This window comes from Halorubellus litoreus, from assembly GCF_055378595.1.
The window spans coordinates 918,937-937,684 of the sequence record NZ_AP043836.1 but is presented as its reverse complement, the minus strand read 5'-3'; the positions used below and the strand labels follow the sequence as shown (position 1 = coordinate 937,684).

Here is an 18,748-nt window from a genome sequence, read left to right as displayed (position 1 = left end):
TCCGTTCTTTCAATCGCGCAGTGAGAGTGCGACGAGGACGCCGCCGGCGAGCGCGAGCGCCGCGCCGCCGGGGGTCGCGGTCGTCGGAACCGTCGCCAGAAGCGTTGCGGCGAGTGCGGCGACGGTGCAGACGCTGAGCGTCCACGCGGTCCGGCGCGCTTCGAGCGCCCACGTCACGGTGTCTGGGGCGTGTGCGTGGAGGGAGACGGTTCGTTCGCCGGCGTCGTACGCGACGACGACGAGGACGGTGCCGGCGAGGACGGCGACGTCGCCGAGCCCGGTGAGGGTGCCTGCGAGCGTCGCGGCCAGCAAGGTGAGCGAGCCACCGCGGCGCGCCAGCGGGCGGTCCTGGAGGACGCCGGTGGCGTGTGCGACCGCGCCGACGGCGGCGACGACGGTCGTCCACGCGGCGGTGGCGGCTATCGCGACCGCGAGCGCGTCTGCGCCGACCGCGAGTACCCCGCCCGGGCGCGTCGCGATCGCTCCCGGTGGTATGCCGGCAGCCGTGGGGTCGTCGCGAGTCACGTCGTCCACCCTGAGCGGTCGAATGCGGTCGCGAGCGGTTCGTCGCCCCAGTCGACGACGGTGATTCCGCGTCGACGCAGTGCGCGGAGGCGCGCGCGGCGTTCGAGCGCGGCGAGGCGCCCGCCGGCGTCGGTGCGCGCGGTCGGGTCGGGACTGCAGACGCCGACGTCGTGGCCGGCGGCGGCGAGGTGCGTCGCGGCGTCGACGACCGCGTCGTCGCACGCGGGCGTGCAGAGACACACTTGTGCATTCCGAGGGAGGCGCGCGCGGACGCCGGCGGCGAGGTCGCGCCCGTCAGCGTCGAGCGGTTCGGGCGCACCGGCGACGCCGGGGACGGCGTCGAGGAACGCACGCAGGCGGTGGGCGTGCTCGCGGCCGACGCCCGGGTCGAGCGTCGGGTACTCGGGTGCGAGCGCGACGACGCCGACGTGCGCGAGGTCGAACCCACCGACGATGCGACGCGCCGCCGTGACCCCGCGGCGGATGGCGCTCTCGGCGGTCTCCGCGTCCTCGGCGTCCGCGGCGGCTGCGAGGTGCGCTCGCTCGCGGGCGTCGACGAGGAGCATCACGGTCGGCGCGCGTCGCTCGCGGTACCTGACGGTCGCGAGGTCGCCGGTGCGGGCGTACCGCCGCCAGTCGACGCGCGCCGCCGGGTCGCCGCGGCGGTACTCGCGGAGCGAGTCGAACGAGATGCCGTCGCCGGCGTCGTCGCTCGGGCGACGACCGGGGCGGCCGCTCGCGGGCGGGGCGACGGTGACCGCCTCCACGTCTGGCAGCGGTGCGGTCGACGCGACCGTCGTCTCGTCGACGGTGACGCGGCCAGTGACCGCGACGCTCCCGGTCGCGTCGTGGACCGCGACGAACGGGTCGTCGAACGCGTGCTCGCCTGCGGGGACCGCGACCTCGTACGTCGCCGTCGCCGATTCGTCGGGTGCGAGTGCGGCGGCGAGCGCGCGACTGCCGTCGACGACGTCGACGCCGTCTGGCGGTGCGTCGACGACGCGGACGTCGGCGAGGCGCGCGTCGCCCGCGTTCCTCGCCGCGAACTCGACCGTCGCCGTCTCGCCTGGGGCCGGGTCCGGCGGACGGACGACGCGGTCGACGACGACGTCCGGTTCGGGCGGTTCGCTGGCGCGTCCGAGCGCGGGGACGACCGCGACGACGACCGCGGCGACCAGGAGGACGGGCGTGCCGGCGAGCGCGCCGAGCGCGGCGACGACCGCGGCCACCGCGAGCGCCCCCCGGTATCGGCCGGTCCGGGTCGCGTCGAGTCCAGCACCGAGTCCAGCGCCGTCGGTCATGCGTCGCCCTCCACGCGGTCGAGTTCGGCGAGCGCCCGGCGGACGCGTCTGGCGTACGGCGGGTCGCCCGACCGGAGCGCCGCGAACTGGTCGCGCGCCGACAGCGGCGGTATCGGGCCGTCGACGAAGCACGCCGCCGCCGTCGGGTCGTCGGTCCACGCACCCGAGGCGAGCTGGTCCCTGGCAGTCGATGCGTCGACGTCGCGTTTCGCGACGAGGACGTCCACCGCGAGCGACTCCAGGCGGTCGTGGAGTTCCCGCCGGCCGTCGTCGGCGTCCGCGCGTCGCCCGACCACGCGCAGGTCGGCTATCGCCCGCGCCGCCGCCGCACCGGGACGCCGCGGCCGCGACCGTTCGGGCGGCGCGGCGCGTTCGGGCGAGTCGTCGTCGGTTGCGTCCCGGTAGAGCGTGACGCCGGCGACGACGACCGCGAGCACCGCGACCGCGAGGAACCCGTACGCACCGCCCGGGAGGACGGGACCGACGACGCCCGCGAGGCGCGCCACGCCGACCGCGACGCAGGCCGCACCCACCGCGAACAGCGCCCGGTTCACGCGTCACCACCGCCGCGCTCGCGACCGTCGCCGTTCGACGCGTCGTCCGCCACTCCCGCGTCCTCGACCGCTCGCGCGGCGAGCGACCGTGCACGCTCGGCCTCGCGGTCCGAGTCGGCGTCGCCGTAGCGGACGCGTTCGAACAACTCGGTGAGTCGCGCGAACGCGCTCGCGTCGACGCCGTCGTCGCTGGCGGCGCGGACGAACTCGCGGGGCGTCCGCGCACCGGGCGCCGGCGTCGTCACCGACGCGACGACGCGCTGCCACGCACGAGTCACCTCGTCCGACGCGTCCCGGCTCGCCGGATGCACGTCCACGTCACGCGGCCGCGCTCCAGGCTCGCCGCCGCGGCCGGCGTCGTCGTCGGTGGCGTCCGCCGGGCGCCGCTCGCCGTCGTCGCGACCGAACGCCAGCCAGACGCCCGCGGTCACGGCCAGCGCGAGCACGACCGCGAGCGCGACGCCGAGCGGGCCACCGACCGCGGTCGCCGTCGCATCCCCAACCACCGATAGCAGCCCGCTCACCGCCGCGGGCCGGAGCCACGCGTCGCTCGCCGCCGCGACCGCGACCACGCCCGCCGCGACCGCGATGGTGCGGCGGTGCCGTGGCGCGAGCGCGTACCCGACCGCGAACGCCAGCGCGACGACCGCCGCGAGCAACCGGTCGCGCGTCGCACTCGACACCGGATTCTCGACCGACTCCTCGACGCCGGCGTCGCGTACCGCCCCACCTGCGGCCGAGGTGTCGCCCGACCCGTCACCACTGGTCGGCGCGGGCGCCCCGCCGGAGGACGGCAGCGACCCGGCGGCGAGACCGAACGCCACCACGAGGAGGACCGCACCGAGGACCGTCCGCGTCCGAAGCATACCTCGTCGTTCGTCAACCAGCACCCTAAACCACCCCCGGTGTTTTCCAGGCCAGCAAACGCGACGGCGAGCGCCCGCCCCAATGATTATGCCGCCCGCACTCGATTGGTGGCGCATGGCAGACGTCCTGGCAGACGACGAGGTCGAGGAGCGACTCCCGGAGGGCTGGTCGATAGACGAGGACGAGATCGTTCGGACGTTCGAGTTCGACGACTACATGAAGGGCGTGAACTTCGCGCAGTTGACCGGCGAGATCGCCGAAGCGCAGTACCACCACCCCGAGATCCGCATCCGGTACAAGGAGGTGGAGGTGCGCGTCACCAGCCACGAGGCGGGCGGTATCACGGAGAAGGACCTCGAGATGGCTGAGATACTGAACAACGAGACCGCGTAAGGGGAGACGGATGCCCGCCCAGTACGTGTTCCGGGTGTCGTTCCACCTGGCGCCGTCGGCCGACGTCTGGGTGCGTCCGAACGAGTTCCGGACGGTGCTCCGTCGGCCCGCGGCCGAACCCGGCGACGACGGCTGGCTGTTCTTCCGCGACAACCTCTGGCGCGGCGAGGTGAACGACCGCGAGCACGCGCGCTGGCTCGCCGAGGACGCCCTCGGCGTGCCCGTCGACGACGTCGAGTTCCGGAGTCTGCGCGCGGACCAGGCGTACGTGGACGCGCTCCGCGACGCCATCGCCGCCGACCTCGCCGCGTTCAACGCCGACTCGGTCGACGAGGTCGTCTCGAAGTACCTCGGGAGCAGCATCGACGTCGTCGAGGACCCCCAGGCGTAGCGTGCGGTCGCATCTCAGGCCTCCCGAAGACACTTAGCGACTGGCGGTCCTAGAATCGCCTCCCGATGGTCGCCGACTCGTACGACTTCTGGCTGTTCGACCTCGACGGGACGCTCGTCGACGCGGAGTGGGCGTACACGCGCGACGTCTTCGACCGCGTCGGCGACCGCGTCGGCCGGCGGTTCAGCGACCGCGAGGCGTACGTGCTCTGGCACGGCCTCACCGGCGCGCGCAATCGACAGTTGCAGGCGTGGGGCGTCGACCCGGAGGCGTTCTGGCCGGCGTTCCACGCGGAGGAGGACCCACGAGCGCGCGCCGAGCACACGTTCCTCCACGACGACGCCACCTTCGTGGGCGACCTCGACCGGCCGGTCGGGCTCGTGACGCACTGCCAGCGGTTCCTCGCCGACCCCGTCCTCGAGCACCTCGACGTCGCGGACTGGTTCGACGTCGTCGTCTGCTGCGACGACGACACCGGCTGGAAGCCCGACCCCGCGCCCGTCGACCTCGCACGAGCGGGTCTCGGCGTCGACGCCGAGGACGTTGGAGTGCTCGCCGGCGACGGCAGCAACGACGTCGGCGCCGCGTGGAACGCTGGTCTGGACGCCATCCACGTCGAACGCCACGGCGCGGACCGCCGCGGGCACTGCGTACGTGGCGACCACCGCGTCCCGCACTTCGGCGCGCTCGACGGCGTCGACGCCGCGGCGGCTCGCGACGCCACGAGTCACCTCCCCGCGTTCGACGAGTGACCGCGAGCGCGCTGGTCGACGACGGCCCGACGGCTGCTCTCGACGGGGACGCTCGCGGCAGCGCTGCTTACGTGACTGGGTCCGCCATCGCGGACGCTCGCACTCGCGTCTCCCCGCATTCCGGACAGTGCACGCTCGACATGTCCGCCTTCGGTGACTCGAACGTCTCCTCGCAGTTCGGACACCAGTACTCGTACGTTCGCTCCTCGCGCCCGAACAGCCCCTTGAGCCTGTCGACGAGTGACATGAGTATCGTTCGCACCTACCACGGGCCGTGACTTAAGCCCCGACGACCGGTCACGCCAGTTCACGGGCGGTACGACCTGGTTACGCGCACGAAACCGCTGATTACGCCGCCAGCGCGCGGAACCGGGGATCACGTCGCTGGGGGGCGGTGACGGCAACCGTTCGACCACCGCGCCGCGAGCGGACGCCACCGCGACCGACCCACGGTCGTGCGAGTCGTTGTCGAACCGCTACCCGTGGGTTTTTCGACCCAGGGCACCTACGGCCGTCCATGTCCGCGCTCCGAGAGGCGTTCGCAGACCTTCCCGACGCCGTGTTCGCTGACCTCCTCGAGAGCGACGACGGCTACCTGCTCGTCGTCGACCTCCCCGGCGTCACCGCCGACACGCTCGACGTCGTCGCACGCGACGGCCGCGTCTCCATCGAAGCGCGACGCGAGAAGGACGTCCCCGCCGAGTTCCGGTACGAGCGCGAGGACCGCTCGCTGTTCCTCGACGTCGACCTCCCGCTCCCACCGGACGCCAACCCCGAGGCCGCCGACGCCGAGATATCCCGTGGCGTCCTCGAACTCTCCATCCCGAAGCGCACGTCGACCGACGAGACCCGCATCGAGATCCGGGACGCCTGACTCGAGGTGAGAAAGGCTGGTCAACCTACGGGCGTACTGGCGATTCCTCGTCGTCGCACGCCAATTCCTGCCGCTCCTGCTCGCGTACGCTCGCGACCGCCGACGCTACCTCGTCATCGGTAGCAGGCGACAGGTCGACGAGGCGACGCAGATCGACCGCGCCGAGCGACTGCTCGACTCGCTCCTGAAGCTCGGCCCGACGTTCATCAAACTCGGCCAGCTCCTCTCGACCAGGCCTGACGTCCTCCCGCCCGCGTACATCGACGTGCTGTCGTCGCTCCAGGACGACGTCCCGCCCGCGGACTGGGCGGAGGCCAAGCAGGTGCTCGAGGCGGAGGTCGGCCCCGTCGAGGACGCGTTCGCGGAGTTCGACACCGACCCCATCAGCGGTGCGAGCCTCGGCCAGGTGTACAAGGCGACCGTGAACGGCGACGACGTCGCCGTGAAGGTCCGTCGCCCCGGCGTCGAGGACCTCGTCGAAGCCGACTTGCGGGTCATCCGGTGGAGTCTCCCCATCCTCCTCTACTTCGTCGGTGACGCGCAAGCGTTCAGTCTCGAGAACCTCGCCGACGAGTTCGCGAAGACCATCCGCGAGGAGATGGACTACGAGCGCGAGGCGCGGATGCTCGAGGAGATCAAGCTGAACTTCGCCGAGAGCGACGAGATACGCATCCCGGCGGTCGTCGACTCGCACTCGGGGCCGCGCGTCCTCACGATGGAGTACCTCCCCGGCACGAAGATCAACGACGTCGACGCGCTCGACGAGAAGGGTATCGACCGCGAGCGCGTCGCGGAGACCCTCCAGCGCGCGTACCTCCAGATGATCATCGACGACGGCGTCTTCCACGCCGACCCGCACCCCGGTAATCTGGCGGTGCTCGACGACGGCGCCATCGTGTTCTACGACTTCGGGATGAGCGGGCGCGTGAACGAGTTCGTCCAGGAGAAGATCGTGGAGTTCTACGTCGCGGTCGCGAACCAGGACATCGACGCGATCCTCGACTCGCTGGTCGCCATCGGGACGCTGAGTCCGGAGGCGAACCGGGACGTGATGGGTGACGTGATGGAGCTCGCCATCGCGGACGCCAGGGGCGAGGACATCGAGCAGTACCGCGTCCAGCAGATAATCGGCCAGATAGAGGACTCCATCTACGAGTTCCCGTTCAGACTCCCGCCGAACCTCGCGCTCGTCCTGCGTGTCGCAACGGTCGTCGAGGGCGTCTGCGTCACGCTCGACCCGTCGTTCGACTTCATCGAGACGGCGACGACGTACCTCACCGAGCAGGGGTACCGCGAGGAGACGGCCCGCCAGTTCATCGCGGACGCCGGCGACCAGGTTCAAGATGCAGCGCGGTCGCTCGTGCGCGTCCCCCCGAAGCTCGAGGACACGCTCGACACCGCCCAGCGCGGGAACCTCACCGTCCAGGTCGAACTCGGTGACGACAAGGGCGTCATCGACAAGCTCGCACGCCGACTCGTCTCCGGGCTCGTGTTCGGGTTCAGTCTCCTGTCGACGGCGTACCTGTACGCGGGCGGAGACTACTACGCGACCGCGGTGTCGGGCGTCATCGGGCTCGCCGGCGCGTTCTTCCTGTGGCGGTCGTTCCGCTCGAAGAAGGGTATCCGCGCGAGCCCGCAGTTCACGCGCCAGGAGATGAAGAAACGCCGCGGGAACGACTGAGCGCGGCACGGGCGGGGGAACGACTGAGCGCGGCACGTGGACCTGACGATTGCGCGGTCCATCTCCACGTGCAGGGGGGTCGACTCGCGGGGCGGTTCGGCCGTCGTGCATGACGTTTGGTCGGCGGACTCGCCGGCTGGTGTGGACGCTCGCATCCCGCCGAACTTACCCCCTTATAGTTGAACGTTTGAAATATGGTGTTCGTTCGTCGAAAGGAGGGGTCGGGGTGACGGTGAGCTATCGGGGGCTGCGACGTCGCCTCGTGTTTGTCCTCGCGTTCGTCGTCGCGTTCCCACTCCTCACGCTCTACGGGGCCCTGTTCGTGGTCAACGCGATCGGCTTCGACGTCCATCGGTCGCTCGGCGGCCCACGCCTGTACGGCGAGCTGTACGTGGAACCGTGGGCGGCGGCCGCGTTCGCGGTGACGTTCCTCGGGTGCGCCGGCTACGGGTACCGACTCCGCGTCCGCGCCGTGATGGACGCCGTCGAGCCCACGCGAGTTACTCGCGAGGACCGACCCACGCTGGTCGACCGCGTGACGGCGCTCGCGAGCGACGTGGGCGTGGACGCACCGGCGGTCGCGACCATCGACGTCGATACTGCCACCGCCTTCACCGTCGGTGCCGACCCGCGAACCCAGACGCTCGTCGTCAGCGAGGACCTGCTGGCGGTCCTCGACGACGACGAACTCGACGCGGTGCTCGCGCACGAACTCGCCCATCAGCGCAACGCCGACCATCCAGCGACGGCCGCGACCGTCGCCGTCCTCTCCGTCCTTCGGCCGCTCGCCGTGCCCGCGGTCGCCGGCCGCACCGCGGAACTCATGATCGGGTTCGGTGTGTCCGAGCACCCGGTCGTGCGTCGCGCAGTCACCATCGTGTACCTTCCCGTGGCGCTGTGCTTCCTGCCGGCGTTCCTCGGCGTCCGAACCGTGTTCTACCGGTCGTTCTCGCGGTACAGGGAATACGTCGCCGACACCGCTGCCGGGGCCATCGTCGACGACTACGCGGCGCTCGCTGACGCGCTCGAGACCCTCGACGAGGCGGATGGCGACGGCGACAGTCATCCCTTCCTCGACGCGTTCACCGTCGTGCCCGTCGCCGACGGCGACGAGCGGGACGCGCCGTTCCTCGAATCGCTCGGCGCCGTGTCCTCGGAGGACGCCCAGGCTGGGATACGACTCGGCCTGCAACCACCGACGAGCGAACGCGTCGCCCGCATCCGGGCGCTCGAGGGGGCTCGATGAACCGGGACGACCGCTCCACGCGTACAACGCGCCGGCACGTCCTCGGCGTTCTCGGAACCGCTGCGACGACCGCCGTCGCCGGATGTGGTTACCGCGAAGCAGCCGGGGACCCGGTCTGGCGGCAGACTGAAACCAGGAACAACACCAGCGCCGCGGGGGACCTCGTGTTATTATCCACCAGCGGAATCGGCGACACCGTTGAGGGCGCCTCGTACGTCAACGTGCTCGACGCCGCCACCGGTCGAGCACAGATGGACGTTTACACCGAGGATTCCGCGGGTGCGGCGATACTCGGTGACGAGGTGCTGTACTTCACGACCGAGGGCGAACGACTGCTGGTCGATGACGAGCCCGTCACCGACACGAACGGGACGGACGCGGTCCACGACGAGTTGTTCGCCATCGACGGGACGGACGTCGTGCGTCGAGGGCGCTTCGAAATTGACGTCAACGCGGTCGCGGAGGGCCCCGAGACCACCTACGTTGTGACCCACGACGGGCTCGTCGCTCTCGAGAAGGGTGGAGGGAGGCGCTTCTCCGTGGCGTATCCGTGGGAGCGGGTCTACGGTTTGGGCGTCGCGGCGTCCGCCGACGGGTGCGCGGTCCTCACTGGAGAAACGGCGCAGCGGGTCGTCGCGATCGCTCCCGACGGCGCGGAACGCTGGCGGACCGACGCACGGTTCGCGGCGAGTGCCACGGTCGAGATGGTCGAGAACGCCGTCTTCGTCCACGAGCCCCCCGTGCCCGAATTCGACGTCGAACCAGCGATGACCGCGTTCGACGCAACGTCCGGTGAACCCCTGTCTTTCGGCGTGCCGACCCCGCACGATGCGGTCGTCCCCACGAACCGCGGCGACGTGTACGTGGTCTCGGCGGGAGTCCTGTACGCGGTCGACGTCGCGGAGCGGCGCGTCAGATGGCGGTTCCCGGCCGAGCAGGACTCGCCGCTCGGTGTCCCGAAGGTGTCCGGACCACCCGTGCACACCGCCGATTCGGTGGTCGTTCCCACCGACGGGAAGACGCACGAACTGGCCGCCACGGACGGGGCGGTCCGCTGGCGACGACGGTTCCCCGAGCAGGAACTGGTCGGTGCGTTCGAGGACCGCTTGGTGGTTGCGGACCCCGGCCTGCTGGTCGGACGGCGACGCTGAAACGCCACTCGGGTCGCGTCTACAGCGGGAGGAACGCGGCGTACTCCTCGACCTCTCGGTCGTCGATGCCGTACGCGGTGACGCGCCGGCCGTTCTGCGAGAACTGCGTATACTGGGGGCTCATGACGCCGACGACGCGCTCGCTCGGGATGGAGACGTAGTCGTGGTCGTCGGTGCCGACCTGGTCGAACCCGACGACCCACGGCCAGTCCTCGATGATGAACGCGGCGTCGACCTGCACGGGCTGGTCGTCGTCGTAGTAGATCTTCGCGACCGCTCGGTCGAGGCCGTCCGTCGTGTGCATCGTGGTGGTGTCAATGCGAGTCACGACACCGCCCACCGATATATCTCCCACTTGACGCCTGCTGGCAGGCCGCCAGGGGATTCCCGCGTCGGCGAACGGACTCGCAGTGGGCGTCGTAGCGTTCCAAACCGTTTATAGCCACGTGGGAAGAACGGCCGTGCATGGCTACGCAGCAGCAGGAAGTTCGCGACCTTCAGGAGGGCTCGTACGTCATGCTGGACGACGCTCCCTGTAAGATCAACGCGTACTCGACCGCAAAGCCCGGGAAGCACGGCAGCGCGAAGGCGCGCGTCGAAGCCGTCGGCGTCTTCGACGGGAAGAAGCGCTCGATGAGTCAGCCGGTCGACCAGAAGTGCTGGGTCCCGATCATCGAACGGAAACAGGGCCAGGTCGTCTCCGTGGAGTCCGCGACGGTCGTGCAGGTCATGGACCTGGAGACGTACGACACGTTCTCGATGAAGGTCCCCGAGGAGCAGGAACTCGACCCCGACGACGAGATCGAGTTCCTCGAGTTCGAAGGCCAGCGGAAGATCCTCTGAGGGCGGGTCGAGGATGTTCCCGGGTGCGGGCGTCGACCGCGAGGACGCGGCGTTCGTCGTCGTCGGCGCGCCACTGGACGCGTCGACGTCCTTCCAGCCCGGGACGCGATTCGGTCCGGACCGCGTCCGCCGGTACGCGCGCGGGTTCGACGATTACGACCACGCGACCGGCACGCACTTCTCCGATTGTAGCGTCGCCGACCACGGCGACGTTCGCGCGTGGGACGACGCCGGCGAGTACCTCGAGTACCTCGAAGGCGTGTGTACCGACGTCGTGTGGGCGGATGCGGTCCCGCTCGTCGTCGGTGGCGAGCACACCGTCTCGGTCGCGGGCGTTCGCGCGGTCGACCCGGACGTGTTCGTGTGCCTGGACGCGCATCTGGACCTGAAGGAGGACTTCGACGGGAACGAACTGAGTCACGCGACGGTGACGCGGCACGCGCTCGACGTCGCGGACCGCGCGGTCGTGCTCGGGGCGCGTGCGGGGAGCGAGGCGGAGTACGAGCGCGCGAGCGAGGGCGACGTCGAGGTCGTCCCGCCGGAGGCGGTTCCGGCGTGGGAGCCGTCGTTCGACGCGGACGCGTCGGTGTACCTGTCGGTGGACGTCGACGCGGCGGACCCGGCGTTCGCGCCGGGGACGGGGACGCCGGAGCCGTTCGGGTTGACGAGCCGCGAGTGCCGGGACGTGGTGCGTGCGGTCGCGGCGACCGGACAGGTTGCGGGGTTCGACGTCGTCGAGGTGAACGACCGCGACGACGGCCAGGCGGCCGTCCTCGGCGCGAAACTCCTGCGTGCGTTCGTCCACGAGGCCGCTCGCGTCGCCGAGGACGCGTGAGGAGCGCGTTCGGTGCCGACGGACGACGTGTCTGTTGGAAGGAACGTTCAGTCCGTTTTCGGGGTCCTCCTAACCTGTTGTGTAAGTCAGTTATTTCCGGATAGCACGCTAATCCCTATACGGAGAGACACCACCTGCGCGGGGTCCTCGCCGGAGAACACACGATGCACGACGAACACGTCAAGGAAGGGAAAGCCATCCAGCGAGAGACGGGGAAGACCTTCCATATCGCGACGCGATTGCTCCCCGAACGCATCAGGCACCCGACGTACGTCCTCTACGGGTTCTTCCGCATCGCGGACGAGGTCGTCGACGACCCGGACGGGCGCTCTCGCGAGGAGCAAGCGCGTCGCCTCGCGGAACTCCGCGCGCAAGCGCTCGGCGAGGAACCCGCCGACGACCCCGTACTGGAGGCGTTCGCGGAACTCTGCGAGACGTACGGCATCGACGACGAGTGGGTGAACGAGTTCCTGGACGCGATGGCGTCGGACATCGATACGGACCGCTACGAGACCTACGACGACCTCGAGGACTACATGCGTGGGTCGGCGGCCGCAGTCGGTGTGATGATGACGGACATCATGCATCTCGACGACGAGGCGTACGAGCAGGCCTTACCGCACGCCATCAAGCTCGGTGAGGCGTTCCAGCTCTCGAACTTCGTCCGGGACGTCCACGAGGACGTCGTGGACCGCGACCGCGTGTACCTCCCCGAGGAGACCCTGGAGCGCCACGGCGCGGACGTCGAGGACGTCAAACGCCTCGAGTTCACGCCGGAGGTCAGGGACGCGATCGCCGAGGAGACGGCGCGCGCCGATTCGCTGTACCGCGAGGGCGTCGCCGGCATCCGGTATCTGCCCGAGGACTGCCAGCTCGCGGTCCTCCTGGCGGCGGTCCTGTACGCCGAACACCACCGCGTCGTCCGCAAGCGCGACTACGACACCGTCACCGTCGACGTCGACCTCCCGCTCTGGCGGAAGCTCGCGTGCCTCGTCCGCACGCGCTGGCACTGGCAGTGGAACAAGGACCCCGAGGCCGTGTTCCGGCGGGTGTCCGCGGTGCCGTACGGCGACGAGCCCGCAGACGAACACCACGAGGGCGAGCACCACGGCGACGACCGCGACGGCGGTCGCGGCGCGCTCGGCCGCGTCCGCGGCTGGCTGCCGTCCTGGTAGCGTCACAGACGCCCACTCGCCGGTCTATATCTCCTTGTGCATCCGGACGACTGGAATCTCGGGGTCCGCTCCGACCGTGGTCCGTTCGCCGGTTGCGTACCCGTGTCGAGCGTAGAACCCGCGTGCGTTCAGTGTCGAGTGCAACCAGAGGTCGTCTCGGCCGGCGGCGGCGGCACGCCGTTCGAGGGCTTCGAGGAGGGTGGTACCGACGTCTTCGCCCATCGCTGCCGGCGAGACGAAGACGGCGTGAATCTGTCCGTCGTCAGCGTGCAGGCAGCCGAACCCACGGACGTCGTTGGCGGTTTCGGCGACGACGAGGGTGAACTCCTGTCGTTCGAGTATCGACCGATACGCGTCGGGGTCCGGGGGTGTCGGTGCGATGGCATCGAGCTGGGTTGCGTCGTACTGATCCGACGCGTCTTCGCGGAGAGCTCGCGTCTTGATCTCGGCGACGGTCGCCAGGTCGTCGGCCGTCGCGGCGCGAACGTCGACCATGTTCGACCACCAACGCGTGGTGGCCGAATGAGTCCTCGGATTGCCCCCGAGTCGTCCATTCAGCGGCGGACGGCGCGGACGAGTGCGCTGTCGCCGACGGCGAAGTCGAACCGGTCTGTCGTCAGTAAGCCGACGCCGAGTGCGGCGGCGATGGCGACGGGAATCCAGTTCCCGTAGAGGGCGTTGATGCCGCCCCAGAGGAGGACGAACGAGACGAGGTCGTCGAGCATGAACTCGCAGTCCCGTAGTCGTTCCTTGAGGCCGGTGCGGTCGAGGCCCTGGTCGAACGCGAGGACGGCGACGGTCGCGGAGAGCACCCAGCCGCCGTAGTTCGACCACGGGACGCCGTAGTACCCGCAGGAGGCGGTGGCGGCGCACTCGTACGCCCAGAACTCGACGGCGACGGCGCCGGGGTCGAGGACGAGGTCGGTCGCGAGGACGGCGGCGACGGTTGCGGCGAGCCGAACGGGCGTCGAGTCGGCGCGGTCGCCGAGCAGTAAGAGTGTGAGGAGGTACGCGTTCAGGACGAGCGGGAAGAAGAACACGGGGAGGGCGACGGGGATGACGCCGGCGAGCATCGGCCCGAGCGGGACGGTGTACTCGAACGCGCCGTACGGCCAGCCCGTGGTCGTCCCGATATACTCGATGCCGTACGCGTAGACGGTGAGGAGTGCGAGCGCAACGCCGGCCTTCCGGTCGATGAGGGGGCCGACGCCCGCGATGAGTGGAAGACGCATCACGAGCACGCCGAACAGCACGAAGAAGGGGTTGTACGCGAGGAAGGAGAGCGGGTCGGGGTACCAGCCTTCGGCGCTCGCGACGAGTGAGACGGCGCCGACGAGCGGGAAGACGACCGCGATGGTGAATCGGTGCTCGCGGACGAGCTCGTCGAGACGCGCCTGCACCTGCTCGCGGCCCGACGGCGTGCGCGTCGCGTCGGCGAGCGACCGCGACTCCTGTTGGTCTGCAGTCGGTGTGTCCTCAGACGCCATTCGTGAGCCTCCAGAGGGCGCCCAGCGTCAGGACCATTCCAACGAGCGTGTTCAGGTACGGGAACCACCAGTACGCGCGGTCGACCGCGACCGACGACCGCGCCACCCACGCGACGAACACGGGGTAGACCGCGAGGGCGACGCCGAGGCGGTAGTCGACGGCGGCGAACGCGCCCGCGGCGGCGGTCCACACCGCGAAGCAGTACGCGTACGTCCGGGATTCCCCCAGGTGGGTCGCGGTCGTGTCGATTCCCGCCGCGCGGTCCGGTTCGATGTCGGGAATCGCCGAGAAGGTGTGCATCGCCATCGTCCACAGCCACGCGCCGGCGAGCGCCAGGACCGGCGGGTGTTCGCCGAGGACGGCGGCGTACGCGGCCGCGCCCGGGAGGACGTACAGGCCGTTCGAGAGCGAATCCAGGAACGGCGTCGTCTTGAACCGCAGCGGCGGGGCGGAGTACTCGGTCGCGAGCACGGCGTACGCGGCGAGGTACGGCCACGCCAGCGCGGGCGCGAGCGCCGCCACCGGGACGAGCGCCAGCCCGGAGACGGCGACGACCGCGACCACCCACGCGTCCCCCGAGAACCGCGCCTCGCGGCCCTCCTTCTTCGGATTCTCGGCGTCGGCGTCCCGGTCGAAGACGTCGTTGATACCGTACAGGTAGACGTTCGCGGGCACGAGGAAGTACGCGAACAGCGCGATGGCGACCGGCGCGAACAACTCCGGGATCGAGCGCGCGCCGTACGCGACGCCGACGACGACCGGGCCGGCGAGGTAGAACCAGAACCGCGGCCGCGAGAGCGTCAGGAGGTACGCGACGCCCTCGAAGACCGCGGTCGTCGTCGACTCTCTGGTCTCCCCGGCGGTCATCCCTGATGGGCGTGCTCGAGACCGGCGTCCTCGCGGACGGCGTCCGCGGTCAGTTCACCGCTGATGAGGCACATCGGGACGCCGATACCCGGCGTCGTGTACCCGCCCGTGTAGTAGAGGCCGTCGACGGACTCCGAGCGACGGGACGGCCGGAAGAGCGCGGTCTGCTTGAGGGTGTGCGCGAGCCCGAGCGCCGACCCCTCGTAGGCGTTGTAGCGCTCCGCGAAGTCGCTCACCGTGAACGTCTCCTCGACGACCATGCGGTCCCGGAGGTCCGTGCCGGTGTGCTCGGCGATGTCGTCGAGCACGAGCTCGCGGTACTGCTCGCGGGTCTCCTCGGTATCGTCGAGCCCCGGTGCGATTGGGACGAGCACGAACAGGTTCGAGTGGCCCTCGGGCGCAACCGAGTCGTCGGTCTCGCTGGGCACGCAGAGGTAGTACGCCGGATTATCCGGCCACGCCGGGTTCTCGAATATCTCGTCGAAGTGCTGCTCCCAGTCGGTCGGGAGCACGAGCGTGTGATGCGCGAGCTCCTCCACGTCCCCCTCGACGCCCATGTACATCAGGAACGCCGACGGCGCGTACGTCCGCGACTCCCAGTAGTCCGCGTCGTAGTGACGCTTCCCCTCGTCGAGCAGCTCGAGTTCGGTGTGCGCGTAGTCCGCGTCGCTCACGACGACGTCCGGGAAGAACGTTTCTGAACCCGCGGTCGTCACCTTGAACCCGCCGCGGCGACCCATGATCTCCGTGACGGGCGTGCCCGTGACGTACTCCACGCCGAGTTCCTCGCCCAGGCTCGCCATGCCGTCGACGACGCCGCCGAGGCCGTTCTCGGGATACCAGACGCCGAGGTTGAAGTCGACGTGACTCATCAGGTTGTAGAGCGCCGGCGTGTTGTTCGGGGACCCGCCGAGGAACACGAGCGTGTACTGCATGATCTGCTGGAGCTTCGGGTGCTCGAAGTACTTCTCGACGTGGTCCTGCATCGACCCGAGCATCGTCAGCCCGCGCGCTTGCTTCGCGACGGCCGGGTCGAGGAAGTCCCGCACGGTCGCGCGGTCCTCGTACACGAAGTGCTCCATCCCCACGTTGTAGTTCTCCTCGCTCTGCTCGAGGTACCGTTCGAGCGCCTCGCCAGCGCCCGCCTCGTAGGACTCGAAGACCTCCTTCGAACGTTCCAGGTCGGGCGTGATGTCGACGCGGTCGCCGTCCTTGAAGAAGATGCGGTAGTGCGGGTCGAGGTGCTCGAGCGCGTAGTAGTCCGTGGGCGTGCGGTCGAAGTGCCCGAAGAACCGCTCGAAGACGTCCGGCATCAGGTACCACGACGGCCCCATGTCGAACCGGAAACCGTCGCGTTCGAGGACCGACGCACGGCCGCCGAGGCCGTCGTTCTTCTCGACGACGGTGACGTCCGCACCGGCGTCGGCGAGGTAACAGGCAGTCGATAGGCCGCCGAACCCGCCGCCGACGACGAGGACCGAGGTTCCGGAGAGTCCGTTCATGACTGCACGTAGTAGCGAGACGACCTTAAACAGCGGCCACGACTCGGTAGGTGTGCGAACCGCGAGCACGCGATGGGGCGGCGGGCACTGGATGGGCGCACCACGCGGTAGGTACTGCCGGGGGATGGCGCCTGCTGACGGGACGACGCGACGTCAGATCCCGGAGGCGGCCCGTGGCGTGGCGTCGTCCTCGTCGACCGAGTCCGGGTCGGCCGACTCCCGTCGGTCGGGGTCGCCCACGTCCGCCGGGGCGATCGTCGTCCGGAACTCGAAGCGCGCGCCGCCGTCCGCGCCGTCGACGACGTCGACGGTCCAGTCGTACGTCTCCGCGACCTCGGCGACGATGGAGAGCCCGAGGCCGGTGCCGTCGTCGTTCGAGTACCCGCGGTCGAACACGACGTCTCGTTCGCCCTCGGGGATGCCGGGGCCGTCGTCCTCGATGGCGAATCCCTCGTCGTCGTCGAGGCAGGTGACGCGGATGGTCGGGTCGGGGCCTGCGTGCTCGGCGGCGTTCCGATAGCAGTTCTCGAACACCTGCCGGAGGGCGCTGCGTTCCGCGTGGACGGTGCAGTCGACGTCGACGACGACCTCGCCGTCGTCGGTGTCGACGGTCGCGAGCGCGTCGGTGGCGACGCCGGCGACGTCGAGTTCGGTGACGGCGTCGGGGTCGCGTTCCATGCGAGCGAGTGCGAGCACCTGGTCGATGAGCGTCTCGATGCGGGCGTGACACGTCTTGACCTCGTCGAGGTGGTCGAGGTTCCCGGTCTCGGCGGCGAGTTCGACGTAACCGCCCGCGACCGCGAGTGGGTTCCGGAGGTCGTGACTGAGGATGCTCGCGAACTCGTCGAGGCGCTCGTTCTGCTCGCGGAGTTCGGCGTTGGTCTCCCTGAGTTCGGCGTTGAGGTCGCGGAGACGTTCGGTCTGTCGGCGCTGCCGGAGGTAGAAGTGCGTGGGGACGACCCCGAACCAGGCGCCGATGGCGGCGATGCCGTAGCCGACGGCGAACGCGTCCGCGACGCCGCCGAACGGCTGGCCGATGCCGGCGTAGAACGCGCCGACGAGGACGAGGTAGCTGGCGGCGGTGGCGACGCCGGCGGCGGCGACGCGACGACAGTGCGTCGGCGTCTCCGTCCGGGCGAGGTGGACGCCGAACGCGGCGAGCCCGAGGAACGCGAGGACGGAGACGACGAGCGTCGACCCGACGAGGTCCGCGGCGACGCGAGCGAGAGGGGCGGTGCTGGCGATCGCGTGTGCGACGACGGCGGCGAGCCCGACGAGCCCGAGCGCGGCGACGCCGTACCGCCCGCTGTCCGCCAGCCTCCCCCCTGACACGAATATCAATTGGATACATATTGGTAAATCTCCGTGGCATGATTTCGCAAGCCAGGACCGTGGCGTGGTCGCGCGTTCACCCGCCGATAATCGTCCGCGTGCGGGCGTCGAGGCAGGGGTCGTCGCCGAGCGCGTGCCGCGACCGGTGCTTTCCTATCGACCCTACTCGTACGTGTGGGTATGCACGGGACGACGGCGGTCGTGACGGGTGCGACGAGCGGTATCGGACGAGCGGTCGCCACGGCGTTCGCCGAGGCGGGTGCGTCGGTCGCGGTCTGCGGTCGGGACGCGTCGGCGGTCGGCGACCTCGTGAACGACCTCGAGGCGGTCGGCGAGGGCGAAGTCACCGGGTTGCGCGCGGACGTCCGCGACGAGTTCGACGTGGAGCGACTCGTCGAGACGGCGTCGCGGACCGGGCCGGCGGGCATCGACGTCGTGGTCGCGAACGCGGGCGTGTTCCACGGGTCGCCCGGCGAGACGTCGATCGCGGAGGAGTCCTACACGGCGTTCGACGAGGCGTTCCGGACGAACGTCCGCGGGGCGTTCGCGACGTTCAAGGAGTCGCTCCCGCACCTGAACGAGGGCGCGCGCCTCCTGCTCCCGACGGGGTCGGTGGCGCGGGACGCGAAACCGGGTCTCGGCGGGTACGCGCCGTCGAAGGCGGGCGCGGAGGCGGTCGTCCGCCAGTTCGCCGCGGACACCGAGTACGTCGCGGGGTGCGTCGACCCGGGGAAGGTCGAGACCGACCTGTCCGGTCCGGGCGGTCGGGCGCCCGAGGACGTCGCGGCGATGTTCGTGTGGGCGGCGACCGAGTGCGACGCCGAGGACCTCGACGGAGTGGTCGTCGACCTGAAGACCTGGAAGACCGCGACGCGCTGAGCGTCCTCGCGGGGCTGCTGCGTGCGTTCGCGGGGTCGCTGACGTGCGCTCGCCAGCCCAGGGGCTGCACTCGCCGAGCGTACGCGACCGAC

The 18,748-nt window shown here is 70.2% G+C and carries 22 protein-coding genes; 11 read left to right on the top strand and 11 right to left on the bottom strand.

What is annotated here, in order from left to right:
* Positions 1-9 precede the first annotated feature (9 nt).
* The 4 genes from ACZ48X_RS08910 to ACZ48X_RS08895 are packed head-to-tail and all read right to left on the bottom strand — an operon-like array spanning position 10 to position 3,246.
* Positions 10-525: a DUF7519 family protein gene (locus tag ACZ48X_RS08910; RefSeq protein ID WP_336352460.1), complete on the bottom strand. Its 516-nt coding sequence runs from the start codon at positions 523-525 to the stop codon at positions 10-12.
* A complete protein-coding gene (locus ACZ48X_RS08905; protein WP_336352459.1) occupies positions 522-1,826 on the bottom strand; it encodes a DUF58 domain-containing protein in 1,305 nt (434 codons plus the stop codon). The genes ACZ48X_RS08910 and ACZ48X_RS08905 overlap by 4 nt, the downstream gene beginning before the upstream one ends.
* Positions 1,823-2,380 carry a DUF7269 family protein gene (locus tag ACZ48X_RS08900; protein ID WP_336352458.1) on the bottom strand — a complete coding sequence of 186 codons (558 nt, stop codon included), beginning with the start codon at positions 2,378-2,380 and terminating at the stop codon, positions 1,823-1,825. Before ACZ48X_RS08900 ends, ACZ48X_RS08905 begins: the two co-directional genes overlap by 4 nt.
* Entirely contained in the window at positions 2,377-3,246 is an 870-nt protein-coding gene (locus tag ACZ48X_RS08895; RefSeq protein ID WP_336352457.1) for a DUF4129 domain-containing protein, read from the bottom strand. The genes ACZ48X_RS08900 and ACZ48X_RS08895 overlap by 4 nt, the downstream gene beginning before the upstream one ends.
* Positions 3,247-3,361: 115 nt before the next feature.
* Between ACZ48X_RS08895 and ACZ48X_RS08890 the strand changes: the two genes are divergently transcribed.
* The 3 genes from ACZ48X_RS08890 to ACZ48X_RS08880 all read left to right on the top strand — a co-directional run bounded on the left by ACZ48X_RS08890 (position 3,362) and on the right by ACZ48X_RS08880 (position 4,783).
* Positions 3,362-3,640, top strand: a complete 279-nt coding sequence (locus tag ACZ48X_RS08890) for a 4a-hydroxytetrahydrobiopterin dehydratase (RefSeq protein ID WP_336352456.1) — start codon at positions 3,362-3,364, stop codon at positions 3,638-3,640.
* Between the two features lie 10 nt (positions 3,641-3,650).
* Positions 3,651-4,031 carry an LWR-salt protein gene (gene lwrS, locus ACZ48X_RS08885; protein WP_336352455.1) on the top strand — a complete coding sequence of 127 codons (381 nt, stop codon included), beginning with the start codon at positions 3,651-3,653 and terminating at the stop codon, positions 4,029-4,031.
* A 65-nt stretch (positions 4,032-4,096) separates the two neighbouring features.
* Entirely contained in the window at positions 4,097-4,783 is a 687-nt protein-coding gene (locus tag ACZ48X_RS08880; RefSeq protein ID WP_336352454.1) for an HAD family hydrolase, read from the top strand.
* Between the two features lie 67 nt (positions 4,784-4,850).
* On the opposite strand, the gene ACZ48X_RS08875 is transcribed toward ACZ48X_RS08880, so the two are convergent.
* Positions 4,851-5,030: an FmdB family zinc ribbon protein gene (locus ACZ48X_RS08875; protein WP_336352453.1), complete on the bottom strand. Its 180-nt coding sequence runs from the start codon at positions 5,028-5,030 to the stop codon at positions 4,851-4,853.
* A gap of 270 nt (positions 5,031-5,300) precedes the next feature.
* On the opposite strand from ACZ48X_RS08875, the gene ACZ48X_RS08870 reads away from it, so the two are divergent.
* The 4 genes from ACZ48X_RS08870 (at position 5,301) to ACZ48X_RS08855 (ending at position 9,735) form a co-directional block, all read left to right on the top strand.
* Entirely contained in the window at positions 5,301-5,657 is a 357-nt protein-coding gene (locus ACZ48X_RS08870; protein ID WP_336352452.1) for an Hsp20/alpha crystallin family protein, read from the top strand.
* A 16-nt stretch (positions 5,658-5,673) separates the two neighbouring features.
* Entirely contained in the window at positions 5,674-7,338 is a 1,665-nt protein-coding gene (locus tag ACZ48X_RS08865) for an AarF/ABC1/UbiB kinase family protein (protein WP_336352481.1), read from the top strand.
* Between the two features lie 262 nt (positions 7,339-7,600).
* Positions 7,601-8,584, top strand: a complete 984-nt coding sequence (locus ACZ48X_RS08860) for a M48 family metallopeptidase (RefSeq protein ID WP_336352451.1) — start codon at positions 7,601-7,603, stop codon at positions 8,582-8,584.
* Entirely contained in the window at positions 8,581-9,735 is a 1,155-nt protein-coding gene (locus ACZ48X_RS08855) for an outer membrane protein assembly factor BamB family protein (protein WP_336352450.1), read from the top strand. Before ACZ48X_RS08860 ends, ACZ48X_RS08855 begins: the two co-directional genes overlap by 4 nt.
* A gap of 19 nt (positions 9,736-9,754) precedes the next feature.
* Here the strand turns inward: ACZ48X_RS08855 and ACZ48X_RS08850 are convergent, their stop codons facing one another.
* Positions 9,755-10,063: a hypothetical protein gene (locus tag ACZ48X_RS08850; protein WP_336352449.1), complete on the bottom strand. Its 309-nt coding sequence runs from the start codon at positions 10,061-10,063 to the stop codon at positions 9,755-9,757.
* A 137-nt stretch (positions 10,064-10,200) separates the two neighbouring features.
* On the opposite strand from ACZ48X_RS08850, the gene ACZ48X_RS08845 reads away from it, so the two are divergent.
* From ACZ48X_RS08845 to ACZ48X_RS08835, 3 genes are all read left to right on the top strand, one after another.
* A complete protein-coding gene (locus tag ACZ48X_RS08845; RefSeq protein WP_336352448.1) occupies positions 10,201-10,578 on the top strand; it encodes a translation initiation factor IF-5A in 378 nt (125 codons plus the stop codon).
* Positions 10,579-10,591: 13 nt separating this feature from the next.
* Entirely contained in the window at positions 10,592-11,413 is an 822-nt protein-coding gene (gene speB / locus ACZ48X_RS08840) for an agmatinase (RefSeq protein ID WP_336352447.1), read from the top strand.
* A gap of 164 nt (positions 11,414-11,577) precedes the next feature.
* Complete coding sequence (locus ACZ48X_RS08835; RefSeq protein ID WP_336352446.1) at positions 11,578-12,588, top strand: phytoene/squalene synthase family protein; 1,011 nt, start codon at positions 11,578-11,580, stop codon at positions 12,586-12,588.
* A 24-nt stretch (positions 12,589-12,612) separates the two neighbouring features.
* Here the strand turns inward: ACZ48X_RS08835 and ACZ48X_RS08830 are convergent, their stop codons facing one another.
* From ACZ48X_RS08830 to ACZ48X_RS08810, 5 genes are all read right to left on the bottom strand, one after another.
* A complete protein-coding gene (locus tag ACZ48X_RS08830; RefSeq protein WP_336352445.1) occupies positions 12,613-13,083 on the bottom strand; it encodes a GNAT family N-acetyltransferase in 471 nt (156 codons plus the stop codon).
* A gap of 59 nt (positions 13,084-13,142) precedes the next feature.
* On the bottom strand, positions 13,143-14,075 hold the full coding sequence (gene cruF, locus ACZ48X_RS08825) for a bisanhydrobacterioruberin hydratase (RefSeq protein ID WP_336352444.1): 933 nt from the start codon (positions 14,073-14,075) through the stop codon (positions 13,143-13,145).
* The gene (locus tag ACZ48X_RS08820; protein ID WP_336352443.1) at positions 14,065-14,943 is read right to left on the bottom strand and encodes a prenyltransferase; all 879 of its coding nucleotides are present in this window, start codon (positions 14,941-14,943) and stop codon (positions 14,065-14,067) included. Before ACZ48X_RS08820 ends, cruF begins: the two co-directional genes overlap by 11 nt.
* A complete protein-coding gene (locus ACZ48X_RS08815; RefSeq protein ID WP_336352442.1) occupies positions 14,940-16,445 on the bottom strand; it encodes a phytoene desaturase family protein in 1,506 nt (501 codons plus the stop codon). The genes ACZ48X_RS08820 and ACZ48X_RS08815 overlap by 4 nt, the downstream gene beginning before the upstream one ends.
* A 153-nt stretch (positions 16,446-16,598) precedes the next feature.
* Positions 16,599-17,777, bottom strand: coding sequence for a HAMP domain-containing sensor histidine kinase (locus ACZ48X_RS08810; protein ID WP_336352441.1), 1,179 nt, complete (start codon positions 17,775-17,777; stop codon positions 16,599-16,601).
* Between the two features lie 180 nt (positions 17,778-17,957).
* Here ACZ48X_RS08810 and ACZ48X_RS08805 point away from each other — a divergent pair, with 180 nt between their 5' ends.
* Positions 17,958-18,656, top strand: a complete 699-nt coding sequence (locus tag ACZ48X_RS08805; RefSeq protein WP_336352440.1) for an SDR family NAD(P)-dependent oxidoreductase — start codon at positions 17,958-17,960, stop codon at positions 18,654-18,656.
* Positions 18,657-18,748 lie beyond the last annotated feature (92 nt).

What these genes read in the sequence shown, in the direction of transcription:
- ACZ48X_RS08905 (WP_336352459.1), bottom strand. Translation starts at nt 1,826, where the DNA reads ATGACCGACGGCGCTGGACTCGGTGCTGGACTCGACGCGACCCGGACC.
- ACZ48X_RS08895 (WP_336352457.1), bottom strand. Translation starts at nt 3,246, where the DNA reads ATGCTTCGGACGCGGACGGTCCTCGGTGCGGTCCTCCTCGTGGTGGCG.
- ACZ48X_RS08890 (WP_336352456.1), top strand. Translation starts at nt 3,362, where the DNA reads ATGGCAGACGTCCTGGCAGACGACGAGGTCGAGGAGCGACTCCCGGAG.
- lwrS (WP_336352455.1), top strand. Translation starts at nt 3,651, where the DNA reads ATGCCCGCCCAGTACGTGTTCCGGGTGTCGTTCCACCTGGCGCCGTCG.
- ACZ48X_RS08880 (WP_336352454.1), top strand. Translation starts at nt 4,097, where the DNA reads ATGGTCGCCGACTCGTACGACTTCTGGCTGTTCGACCTCGACGGGACG.
- ACZ48X_RS08875 (WP_336352453.1), bottom strand. Translation starts at nt 5,030, where the DNA reads ATGTCACTCGTCGACAGGCTCAAGGGGCTGTTCGGGCGCGAGGAGCGA.
- ACZ48X_RS08870 (WP_336352452.1), top strand. Translation starts at nt 5,301, where the DNA reads ATGTCCGCGCTCCGAGAGGCGTTCGCAGACCTTCCCGACGCCGTGTTC.
- ACZ48X_RS08855 (WP_336352450.1), top strand. Translation starts at nt 8,581, where the DNA reads ATGAACCGGGACGACCGCTCCACGCGTACAACGCGCCGGCACGTCCTC.
- ACZ48X_RS08845 (WP_336352448.1), top strand. Translation starts at nt 10,201, where the DNA reads ATGGCTACGCAGCAGCAGGAAGTTCGCGACCTTCAGGAGGGCTCGTAC.
- speB (WP_336352447.1), top strand. Translation starts at nt 10,592, where the DNA reads ATGTTCCCGGGTGCGGGCGTCGACCGCGAGGACGCGGCGTTCGTCGTC.
- ACZ48X_RS08835 (WP_336352446.1), top strand. Translation starts at nt 11,578, where the DNA reads ATGCACGACGAACACGTCAAGGAAGGGAAAGCCATCCAGCGAGAGACG.
- ACZ48X_RS08830 (WP_336352445.1), bottom strand. Translation starts at nt 13,083, where the DNA reads ATGGTCGACGTTCGCGCCGCGACGGCCGACGACCTGGCGACCGTCGCC.
- cruF (WP_336352444.1), bottom strand. Translation starts at nt 14,075, where the DNA reads ATGGCGTCTGAGGACACACCGACTGCAGACCAACAGGAGTCGCGGTCG.
- ACZ48X_RS08820 (WP_336352443.1), bottom strand. Translation starts at nt 14,943, where the DNA reads ATGACCGCCGGGGAGACCAGAGAGTCGACGACGACCGCGGTCTTCGAG.
- ACZ48X_RS08815 (WP_336352442.1), bottom strand. Translation starts at nt 16,445, where the DNA reads ATGAACGGACTCTCCGGAACCTCGGTCCTCGTCGTCGGCGGCGGGTTC.
- ACZ48X_RS08805 (WP_336352440.1), top strand. Translation starts at nt 17,958, where the DNA reads ATGCACGGGACGACGGCGGTCGTGACGGGTGCGACGAGCGGTATCGGA.